At 45.5% G+C, this 10023-nt stretch carries 10 protein-coding genes; 6 read left to right on the top strand and 4 right to left on the bottom strand.

Features of this window, described 5'->3' with window-relative positions:
- A partial coding sequence (locus Q0668_RS13395) for a hypothetical protein (RefSeq protein WP_298865490.1) occupies window positions 1–371 on the top strand: 371 nt, incomplete at its 5' end.
- Between the two features lie 120 nt (window positions 372–491).
- The gene (locus tag Q0668_RS13390; RefSeq protein ID WP_298865488.1) at window positions 492–632 is read left to right on the top strand and encodes a hypothetical protein; all 141 of its coding nucleotides are present in this window, start codon (window positions 492–494) and stop codon (window positions 630–632) included.
- A gap of 12 nt (window positions 633–644) precedes the next feature.
- Here the strand turns inward: Q0668_RS13390 and Q0668_RS13385 are convergent, their stop codons facing one another.
- Window positions 645–845, bottom strand: a complete 201-nt coding sequence (locus tag Q0668_RS13385; protein WP_298865486.1) for an RNA-binding S4 domain-containing protein — start codon at window positions 843–845, stop codon at window positions 645–647.
- A gap of 17 nt (window positions 846–862) precedes the next feature.
- The gene (locus tag Q0668_RS13380; RefSeq protein ID WP_298865484.1) at window positions 863–2281 is read right to left on the bottom strand and encodes a sulfatase-like hydrolase/transferase; all 1419 of its coding nucleotides are present in this window, start codon (window positions 2279–2281) and stop codon (window positions 863–865) included.
- A gap of 93 nt (window positions 2282–2374) precedes the next feature.
- Between Q0668_RS13380 and Q0668_RS13375 the strand changes: the two genes are divergently transcribed.
- Entirely contained in the window at window positions 2375–3331 is a 957-nt protein-coding gene (locus Q0668_RS13375) for a dihydrodipicolinate synthase family protein (RefSeq protein ID WP_298865482.1), read from the top strand.
- A gap of 142 nt (window positions 3332–3473) precedes the next feature.
- On the opposite strand, the gene Q0668_RS13370 is transcribed toward Q0668_RS13375, so the two are convergent.
- Window positions 3474–3752 (bottom strand): ferredoxin family protein, encoded by a 279-nt coding sequence (locus tag Q0668_RS13370; protein ID WP_298865480.1) that lies wholly within the window; start codon window positions 3750–3752, stop codon window positions 3474–3476.
- A gap of 572 nt (window positions 3753–4324) precedes the next feature.
- On the opposite strand from Q0668_RS13370, the gene Q0668_RS13365 reads away from it, so the two are divergent.
- Window positions 4325–5524: a DegT/DnrJ/EryC1/StrS family aminotransferase gene (locus Q0668_RS13365; protein WP_298865478.1), complete on the top strand. Its 1200-nt coding sequence runs from the start codon at window positions 4325–4327 to the stop codon at window positions 5522–5524.
- Window positions 5525–5850: 326 nt separating this feature from the next.
- Window positions 5851–7770: a hypothetical protein gene (locus Q0668_RS13360; protein WP_298865476.1), complete on the top strand. Its 1920-nt coding sequence runs from the start codon at window positions 5851–5853 to the stop codon at window positions 7768–7770.
- 24 nt (window positions 7771–7794) lie between these two features.
- Here the strand turns inward: Q0668_RS13360 and Q0668_RS13355 are convergent, their stop codons facing one another.
- On the bottom strand, window positions 7795–8454 hold the full coding sequence (locus tag Q0668_RS13355) for a hypothetical protein (RefSeq protein WP_298865474.1): 660 nt from the start codon (window positions 8452–8454) through the stop codon (window positions 7795–7797).
- Window positions 8455–9322: 868 nt separating this feature from the next.
- Here Q0668_RS13355 and rlmN point away from each other — a divergent pair.
- Window positions 9323–10023, top strand: a 701-nt coding sequence (gene rlmN / locus Q0668_RS13350; RefSeq protein ID WP_298865471.1) for a 23S rRNA (adenine(2503)-C(2))-methyltransferase RlmN, incomplete at its 3' end; no start/stop codon positions are given.

Here is a 10023-nt window from a genome sequence, read left to right as displayed (position 1 = left end):
ATGGCGCAAATTACGTGCCAAAGCGAGGGAAGTCATCTGGGAAATGCGGGTTAAATAAACCGAAACAGAAACATGATGTCAAAACAGCACAACAGATAGCAGAGCTCCTCCCGGATATTTCGGTTCTGACTCAATCGTACGAAGAATACGGAGTGCCGGGAAAGGCACTTCATTTAGTTGAACGGGTGAATACAGTCATTCCCAACAGGCCGCGAGTGTTAAAGTTATTGCTTAAATATCAACTGTTTTACTCACTGATTCCAGAAGCGGAGGAAACATTATTACAGCTCCAGAAACTGGTTCCCCACGATACCGACTTTGAAGCGGAAGCCAAAAAAATTGAGTCACTCAAGCAAGTACCCCGTTTCTAAAAAACAACCATCAATGTTTCTTAATATATCATTCCACTTTCTTTCAAACCTGAAGCTCTGCAGAGGGTAGAATTAGTCATACCACAATTCGTTGCGGGCCTGTAACGGGGAGGGCTTCAGATGGAATTCTGGATTGACGGCTGGGTTTATTATTTTCTCGGTCTCTGGGACGATGCCACTCTCACAGACTATCTCGCATTGATTGTCTTCGTGGTGATTATTGGCAGTATTTTCAGCTTCTGCCGTAAAACCGTGAGGTGATTGGGACGAACGTCATTCAACGCACCACTGTTCATCGGCATAAGCGACGATGTCACCCGGTGACAGCTGTTTGCTACGTCTGGTTTCGATCACGCCATTCAACGTCACTTCTCCAGCTTGGATGACAACCTTGGCGTGCCCTCCCGTTCCCACAGCGCCCTGTTGTTTTAAAAACTGGTCTAAACGAATCGGCGGACGTTCTTCAGATTGCATTGAGTTTTCGATCTTGCTTACGATGATTTCTTTTTGTTTTTCTTCTTTTTAGATTTCCGGGGCTGCTTCAGCTTTTCGAGCTCTGCAGGTGTCGGAACATTAAATATGGCATCTTGAGGAGTAGAAGATACCAGCGGGCTGGTATCCCCGACTTTCTTCTGCCAGCCTTTCATCTTCGCCAACAATCGTTTTGAATGAGTTTGACAGGCTGACTGGTCAAATAAGTTAGTTGTTTCATCAGGATCGTTTTGCAAGTCAAACAGCTGTGACTTGTTGATCTGCGGATAGGTAATCAATTTCCATCTTTTGTCGCGCACAGATCGCTGTCCCTCTTTATAAGAGGTAAACAGCGTATCCCGAATTCGAGATTGATTACCCGTTACTACAGGCCAGAAACTGTCTGCATCCAGTCCCTGAGGTACTTCCGTTCCCACCATTTCACAAACAGTGGGAAAAATGTCATAGAGATAAACCAGCGCATCACTACTGCCATTTGGAATTCCCGGCCCACTGAAAATCAGTGGCGATTTCATACTGTGTTCGTAAAGACTTTGTTTTCCCATCAAGCCATGGCTGCCCATTGCCAGACCATGATCGGAAGAGAAAATAATCACCGTATTGTCATATTCACCACTCTCTTTGAGTGCCTTGAGTAACCGTCCGATGTGGCCATCCAGACCGGTGATGTCGGCATAGTAATCATGCAAATGCTTCCGGACTTCGGCTTTGCTTCGAGGAAAGCCAGCCAGTAACTCATCGCGCACCAGTTGCTCCCCGTTATTGAAGGGATGCAAAGGCAAATAATTTTTTGGTAGTGTTATTTTTTCGCGACGATAGAGATCCAGATATTCCTGATCAGCAACACGTGGATCGTGCGGACAGGCAAACGCCAGATACATAAAAAAGGGCTTGTCTTGTTTTGTTTTTAAATACTGAATGGCATTGTCAACGATTTCTTTTCCGGGCTGTCCCAGTAATCGCACCTGTTGATCATTTAAATACTTCGATTGATCGAAGCGTTTATGAATCTCGACTGCCGTATTTCCTTTCTTGCCATGATGGTAGGTATAGTAACCCGCTTTTTTCATGGAATCGGGAAAATTCGGTTTCTTCGCGGAAGCAAAACGGCCCGTCCAACGGAAATAGGTTCGTCCGCTGAGCAGCATATTTCGACTGCAAACGCAGACCGCCCCCGAGTTGCTTCCCAGGCAATAGGCATTGTTGAACACGAACCCGCTCCGCGCCAGTTCATCCAGATGCGGAGTCTGAATCAGAGGATTTCCCAAAGCATGAATGGTGTCTGCACGTTGATCGTCAGTGAATAAAAACAGGACATTCGGTTTCTGTTTCTGAGCCGCATCCACGGCACTTATGGAGGAACAAATCAAACTGAGTGAAAAGAAGCAACTGAAATAAACTCTGTGTTGAAAACTCATGTATGCCTCCAAGATCGAACGCGAATTTGGTATCCTGACAGTTGATTTGCCAGAATCAATAACAACATAGAATATATAGCAAGGAACCCTCAAATGCCAGAAGCTACATATGACCCTGTCAGTATGATCAAACCTCGTCGAAAAATTACGGGGATCTCTGCTGTATTGCTCCCTTATCTGGAATCCGGGGAAATTGATCGCGATTCATTGAGATCACATGTCGCCAGAACAGCAGAAGTGGGAATCACTCCTGCTGTTAATATGGATACGGGATACGTGAACCTCATCGATGAGTCCACGTTTATCGAAGTCCTGAACATCGCGCGAGACACGCTCAGTGGTGCCCCCTTTGTGGCGGGAGCGTTCGTCAGCGATCAGCCGGGTGCCGGTTTCGACGCTGCAGGTTATCAGAGAAAGATTGATCTGATACAGGAATATGGTGGAACGCCGGTCATTTTTCAGTCATACGGTTTAGTCGATCAAGCGCCGGCTCAAATTGTGGAGTCCTATCGGACGATCGCTGCCAACACGGACCGTTTTATTGCCTTTGAATTAACCAGGGACCTGCTTCCCTTTGGAGCAGTGTATGATTTGGAAACCTATGCGGCATTGATGGAAATGCTACAATGTATCGGAGCCAAACATTCCTCGTTCCATCGCGAACCCGAATGGGAACGCCTGCAGCTTCGCGATCAGAAACGGCCCGATTTCAAAATCTTCACAGGCAATGATTTCGGCATCGATATGGTCCAATACGGTAGTGATTATCTGCTGGGACTAAGTACCTTTGCACCCGATCTGTTTGCAAAGCGTGATGCCTACTGGGCCGCCGGCGATCCTGCATTTTATGAACTGAATGATCAATTACAGTATCTGGGGTATTTCACTTTTCGCAGCCCGTCGGCAGCATATAAACACTCGGCTGCCCAGTTTCTGCATCTGCGAGGCTGGACAAAAACCAACTTAACACATCCACAAAGCCCGACCAGGCCTGACAGCGATATCGAAGTTCTCAGAGAATTGGGACAACGACTCAAGGTCATCGATTAATCAAAAACACCCCATTACCAAACCGGTAATGGGGTGTTTTATTTTTTCAGATCTTCATGCAGAATATGAGTTCTCAGGCAACTAGAACGAATCCCATTTAACCATAGGGCCTTGGAGACGCTACAGTAAACCTGGATACAGGCTAGTTATCGGCCAAAGGCTCTTTCTTTTCGGTGATCACAGGCAGTTCCTGCGACTTTTCTGCGTTGATTTGGATATAATCCTGCCATTTTTCTGGAACGTTATCTTCATGATAAATGGCTTCAACCGGACATTCAGGAACACATGCTTCACAGTCAATGCACTCATCTGGATTGATATAAACCATTGAATCTGCTTCGTAGAAACACTCAACAGGGCAAACTACGACACAATCTGTATATTTGCAATTGAAGCAAGCCTCTGTAACTACGTGCGTCATGAGTTTTCCTTTCTGGACTTTACTCTAATGGAGATAAACACTCGGTTTGAAACCTACTCAAACAGTATAGGCTTCAAATATCTAATAACTACCTGCCGGGCATTTAGAATAACTCTATTTCGCACCTGACAGATAGATAATTCTTATATAGTCGATTTCTGAATCTTGTTTCAACCTTGAATTGCAAGTTCATCCTAGAACTCGTAAAAACAGGTGTCAAGGCTGTCAAAACGAGCATAAATACTGACAATGCTTCTACTATCGGCAATCTGAAAGCCAATCATTGGCAGATTGCGAAATTAGCTCTGACCGGCCATGACAACAACTTCTCAAATCTACCGCCGGCATCGCTACTTTTCAGTTCGACACATATTGACAGAAAATGGTTCTCGGCATAATCTACCAACGAAATTTTGAATCATGGCTGAAAAATCCAAGATGGAAATAACTCAATGTGATTCAAATATCTGCACCTTGACCGAATATTAGGTGTACTAAGTCTCTCAAAACTACTAATTTACCTGTTTTTGAATACGGACCAACCGGATTCACATAGCGAATGGAGTCGCTGAATGACCAAAAACACCCCCACACCTGTCCCTTTCATCAATCTTGTCGCCCAGTATCAGAGAATTAAATCCGAAGTTCAGGAAACGGTCCTGAGAGTGTTCGACGATCAGGCATTTGTCCTCGGAGATGAAGTCGCTGAATTTGAGTGCGATATCGCTGAATATTGTGACTCCCGAAATGCCATTGGTGTCGCCTCTGGAACGGATGCTCTGCTATTGGCGTTAATGGCCTTGGAAATTGGACCCGGTGATGAAGTCATCACCAGCCCTTTCACCTTTTTTGCCACTGGTAGCTCCATTGCTCGCGTTGGTGCAACCCCAGTGTTTGCCGACATTGATCCTGTCAGCATGAATCTTTGCCCCGAATCCATTGAGAGTAAAATTACCGAACGCACCAAGGCCATCATGCCGGTTCATATTTTTGGACAATGTGCCGATATGGAACCGATCTGGAGAAATGCCGTTCGCAATGGAATTCCGGTCATTGAAGATGCGGCACAAGCCATTGGAGCAGAATATCGCGGTCGACGCGCGGGCGTATTAGGTACCATTGGCTGCTTCAGCTTTTTCCCTACAAAAAACCTGGGAGGTGCTGGAGATGGCGGGCTTGTCACTACTGACGATCCCGAACTGGCCACTCGCATCAGACGTTTACGCGTTCATGGAGACGTCGGCGGTTATCAACACACGGAAATTGGAATCAATAGTCGACTTGATGCATTACAGGCTGCCGTCTTAAGGGTTAAGTTAAAGCACCTTGACCTGTGGACTACAGAGCGTCAGGAAAACGCACGCCGCTACAATGCCCTGATCCGTCACTATCAGCTACTTGATTGCATCGATCCACCAACAGTCCTGCCGGATCGGCGACACGTGTATAATCAATACAGTATTCGTGTCAAAGGAGGACAGCGGGATAAAGTACTTAATGACTTGAGAGAAAAGCATATAGGATGTGCCATTTACTATCCCCGTCCTTTACACCTGCAACAATGCTTCCAATATCTTGGCTATCAGGCAGGAGATCTACCAGAAACCGAACTTGTTTCAAGTGAGTGTCTGGCACTACCGATTTTCTCGGAGCTGACAGAAACGCAACAGGAAACTATCGTAAGAGGTATCGCTGAAAGCCTGGGGCGACTGTCTTCCTCACAATTCCCCACGCTTTACTCAGAAACACCGCGCCAATCCCAAGCGGCCTGAGTATTAAAAATACTCCATTGATTCGATTATCCCACTGATTCCTTCGAGGATCAGTGGGATTTTTTTGCCCCACTCATAAGAATCTGGATGCCATTGATACAAATACCTGACAAACTCACCCCATTTTACACAACCGGCCTTTAAAGAGTTCAGAGACTCGAAAAATTGAGCAAAAAGTCAGGTAAAGCCAACACAGGGCTCATTCATGGTGTAAATTTATGGTAATGAAATTAATTTCCATGATAGATGCACAACACATTAACTATCAAAAATACAGCCCTGCCAAAATACTGTTACTGATACTGATCGGCAGTTAAGGAGATCCAATGCCGACTCTTCTCCGATTTCCAACAGTTCTATTTCTGATTGCCTTCACACTCAATGGGCCAGAGATGATCCTGTTACGCGCTGAAGATACCAAAAAAGAACCGCATCCCTCAGCCGGCAAAACCGCGGTGGCACTCAACTACTGCCGCGCTTCCTTCTATCGGATTAAGAAATCCGGCTCTAAAGAAGTGATGTATGAGGAACGCGAAAAAATCCTGAATAACCTCAATCTGAATGGCGTGGGAGACGAAGAAGTTATCAAACTTTATTCTTCGGTCCTCGACGAAATCGGTCAGGTTGAAATCGCGGAACAGGAAAAAGAATACTTCAAAAATAAACACAAATATCATTCACGCCAGAAAATGGCGACAAATGCGCTCGCCTTGTCTACCGATGTTTTAACACTGCAGTTTGGCAATGCCGTCCGCAATGGAGCCAACAGCTGGTGGGATTATCGAAATGTCGAAGCACAAAAAGACCTGGATGTCTGGGGAGTAGACAAGAAACGAATGGAAACCGTGATTTCCAGATCCACTCTGTTTATGGATACATTCTGGAAACTGGCGCAAGAGAAAAATATTCCCGATGACTGGCTGATTCGAGACGACGATCTGGAATCGCTCGACCAGGCGATGCGTGAACCGAATCCACGAGTTCGCCTGCGAATTTTAAAGCGCCTGGAACGCTTTATGAGCCATTACCCTCCGTACTGGTACTACGTCGCTCGCACTCAGCAATCTGAGGGACAACTTTTCGCAGCCTCTGATACATATAATCAGCTTGAAACCGTCGGCGATGGTTTTTTTCGTCGTGATGATATGCTGGCTTCAGGAACTGCAAATCTGGCTGGAATACGCGACTATCTGGGACAACCCGGCGCTGCAAAGATGGCTCAAAAATCACAGACCTATTCCAGCGATGTTTGGGAAGCCAATCTTCTCTGCTCACGTATTTTGCAAAAGTATCAGAAAAATGATCAGGCCGAAGAAGCTATTTTGCGCAATCTTGATGTGGATCTGGAATCAAAGCAGAGTTCCGTTGCATTGCTGTCACTCTATTATGCCACCAACAACAAACAGAAGATGATAGCCCAGTTGAGTCAACCTAAGATCGTACAATCAGTGCCCGTTCCGACCTTGATTCAATGCGCCATGTTTCTCGGAGCCAATAAAACGCCTCAGGTCGCGACGGCTCAGATTGAATCTTCGTTATATATTTATAAACAATTGCATTTTGGTCCTGATGATATCGTCATTGCCTCGACAGGAAACTGGCATTTGCATATGTCGAATTCAGAACTGATCATGGCCAACAAAACCTATTCCCGACCGAGACTGGTAGCGGGAAAAAATGAAATCCAGGCACGATTCGAACGCGTTGCCGATTTTGGTAATCCCTTTGCAAATTCCACAACAGCTGACGCGCAACCCAAATTGCGTCTCAAATATCCCGATGGTTCTTCTCTCGATCTGATGCTGGCATCTTCCAATACTCAAAAACGAAATCCTGCGATGAAATTCGCGCTGAAACCACCCCCTGGCCAACATTTTCGAATTGTGGGTGCAGAGATTCAAGGGCAGAGAATTGCCTTTCATGGTGATGCCATCAATGATGACGGCCGTAGAATTGTTCGTGAAAAACCGATGATTACTCCTGAGACTCCTCAACTGTCTAAGGATACTCAACCTCTGATTCCAAAAAGTGAAGAATTCATGCAGGTAAAGACTGAACCGAAACTTCCTATACTTACAATACCGGATCTTTCCATTCCACAATCACCACCGGCGATTCCTGCTCTCACCCCTACTCTTATCTATGACGTGAAATCTTCCAAAGAAAAGAAAGACGACAAAAAGAAGGATAGCAAAAAGAAAAAAGGGACCGTCATCAGCTTTCCCGCACCACCTGACGATGACTAAAGCGCTGGCTCTTTAGCTACTAGCTTAATTATTCATAATCTCTTTATATTTCGACACTGCAACCCGCGTGTATTTCACACCCTTAGCGAGTCGTTCTAGGTTGTCAGACAGATCGTGAGCGCCGCCCAATATAATCACCACGACACCGTTACCCTTCAGTAGGTTCCTGACAATCGCGTCCTCTCGGGCTTTGTCGGCCTTTTTGTTGAACACGATCTTTCCATCAGGTAGGAACGGATTAGCGGCCTGAAAAGCCTTTGAGTCTTCAGCCGGTAATAACGTCTTGAGTTCACCTTTAACAACCAGTTGTCCAGCAGCTCCGAGTTCGAGTAGATGCGTTTTGTTTATAGCAGCAATAAAAGCGTTAAAATACTCGTCGTCGGCGGCCTTGGAGAGCGAGTCAAAGGTGAGTTCTCCGAATTCATCATCTGGATTCTTTGATTTCGGTTTTGCTTTTTCATCCTTCTCAGTTTTGGTTTTCTCGTCCTTCTTTATCGTCTCAATAATCTTCATTGTTCTCCCGTGATTTTTCTCTGTCAGTCCTTCAAGGTAGACGCCCTTGAGATTGTGTTTCTTGATTAGACTCTTGAGAACTGTAACCTGTTGTCCCTGGATTGCTTCAACGTTATCAAGAAACGCTGAATATCTTTCATCTAATTCTTTTTGATATTCAAGAATTTTCATTTGGAATCTGACAGGGAATCGAAAGATGGGAGTAATTCTTTTTTCTTTGACCGGAGATACATAAACGCCCCGTCCGTTAACTGGATGTGCATTTTCAATCCATACGTCTTGTTCGTAATCATCCCGCGAGACATAATGATGATTCAGAATATGGATTACTTCTGTGGGCTCGGCCAAGAGCGGAGATGGGAGTAGAGCGAGTAAAGCTAGTAATCGGTGCATTTAGCTGTCCTTCGGCTTTAACCAAGTGGTCTACTGCTTAAGTCTTTCAGGGAGCATGTAACGGATAAACCATAAGAAAATTACCCCAATCAAGGATGTAGAGATACTTTCACCAAATAAAGTTCCAGCCTTTTCTCTTATAGACCATCCATTCTCTGGAATGAACGGTATAAATTCAGCACACGGCTCCTAAGGTCCATAAGTAAATCACGAAACCACCCCACCAAACGGCATCTACATTCCGTCCAACATGAAACTTCACCCGGTTACAAATTCATTTAAAAAAGTGCTACGCTAAGTGCTACATAAACCCGCCTCCGCACACCGTTCAAAGGACATTTCACTAAAACTCAAGCAGTGAGACAAATTCATAAAAACCCTTGATATGTAGCGTTTTCCGCTTGTTTGTCTTTTGATTGGCTGAGTTTTTGAAGATGACTAATGTACCGTAACTTAGCTGTCTGCATGGTTCGCTGATATCAGAATCGAAAAAAGAGAGCAGAGAAATAGTAGTCTTATGACTACGACACCGCTATGATAGCTTTACTGTATACCCAGCCATTAGTATGATACCAGGCTGGATTTCTAACGGACTAATTTGCGTTCTCTGCTCGCGGCATCATAGATCGATTGCGAGCATACCTGCTTGAGCCAAGAAACCATGCTACCTTCCGACAATGATACTCCGCAGACAGACTCTTCAGAAGTCCGCCCGCTCCCCTTGATCACCGACCTGACCCGCGATCAACTCGCCGAATGGTGTATTCAGCATGAGTCTTCGTCCTATCGTGCCGATCAGATTCGACGCTGGATTTTCACTAAACGTGTCAACGACTTTGATGCCATGCACGATATTTCAAAGAAGTTTCGTGACCTGTTGAAAGAAAATTTTCGGCTGTTTTCAACGACCATTGTGAAACATCAGACATCCAGAGACGGCACTGAAAAATTGTTACTGGAACTACACGATGGCCATCACGTGGAATGCGTGTTAATGCGGGAACCCAAAAGAAACACCGTCTGTATCAGCACGCAGGTTGGCTGTGCCATGGCCTGCGTCTTCTGTGCCAGTGGCCTGCTGGGATTGACTCGCAATCTGACGATGGGAGAAATTCTGGAACAGATCCTGAGACTGGATCGGGTCATCGGCGAAGATGAACGCGTTTCGAATATTGTCGTCATGGGAATTGGAGAGCCACTTGCGAATCTCTCTGCTTTGATCCCCGCACTGGATACGCTCAATCACAAAGGAGGCATGGGAATCGGTGCGCGAAAAATCACCGTCTCGACCGTCGGGCTTCCCCAAAAAATTCGAGAACTGGCTGATGTGAATAAGTCGTACATTCT

This window comes from uncultured Gimesia sp. (genome assembly GCF_937910335.1).
GTDB lineage: Bacteria > Planctomycetota > Planctomycetia > Planctomycetales > Planctomycetaceae > Gimesia.
The sequence above is the reverse complement of the archived record's forward strand: the minus strand, read 5'-3'. Positions and strand labels throughout refer to the sequence as shown.

What these genes read in the sequence shown, in the direction of transcription:
- Q0668_RS13390 (WP_298865488.1), top strand. Translation starts at nt 492, where the DNA reads ATGGAATTCTGGATTGACGGCTGGGTTTATTATTTTCTCGGTCTCTGG.
- Q0668_RS13385 (WP_298865486.1), bottom strand. Translation starts at nt 845, where the DNA reads ATGCAATCTGAAGAACGTCCGCCGATTCGTTTAGACCAGTTTTTAAAA.
- Q0668_RS13380 (WP_298865484.1), bottom strand. Translation starts at nt 2,281, where the DNA reads ATGAGTTTTCAACACAGAGTTTATTTCAGTTGCTTCTTTTCACTCAGT.
- Q0668_RS13375 (WP_298865482.1), top strand. Translation starts at nt 2,375, where the DNA reads ATGCCAGAAGCTACATATGACCCTGTCAGTATGATCAAACCTCGTCGA.
- Q0668_RS13370 (WP_298865480.1), bottom strand. Translation starts at nt 3,752, where the DNA reads ATGACGCACGTAGTTACAGAGGCTTGCTTCAATTGCAAATATACAGAT.
- Q0668_RS13365 (WP_298865478.1), top strand. Translation starts at nt 4,325, where the DNA reads ATGACCAAAAACACCCCCACACCTGTCCCTTTCATCAATCTTGTCGCC.
- Q0668_RS13360 (WP_298865476.1), top strand. Translation starts at nt 5,851, where the DNA reads ATGCCGACTCTTCTCCGATTTCCAACAGTTCTATTTCTGATTGCCTTC.
- Q0668_RS13355 (WP_298865474.1), bottom strand. Translation starts at nt 8,454, where the DNA reads ATGAAAATTCTTGAATATCAAAAAGAATTAGATGAAAGATATTCAGCG.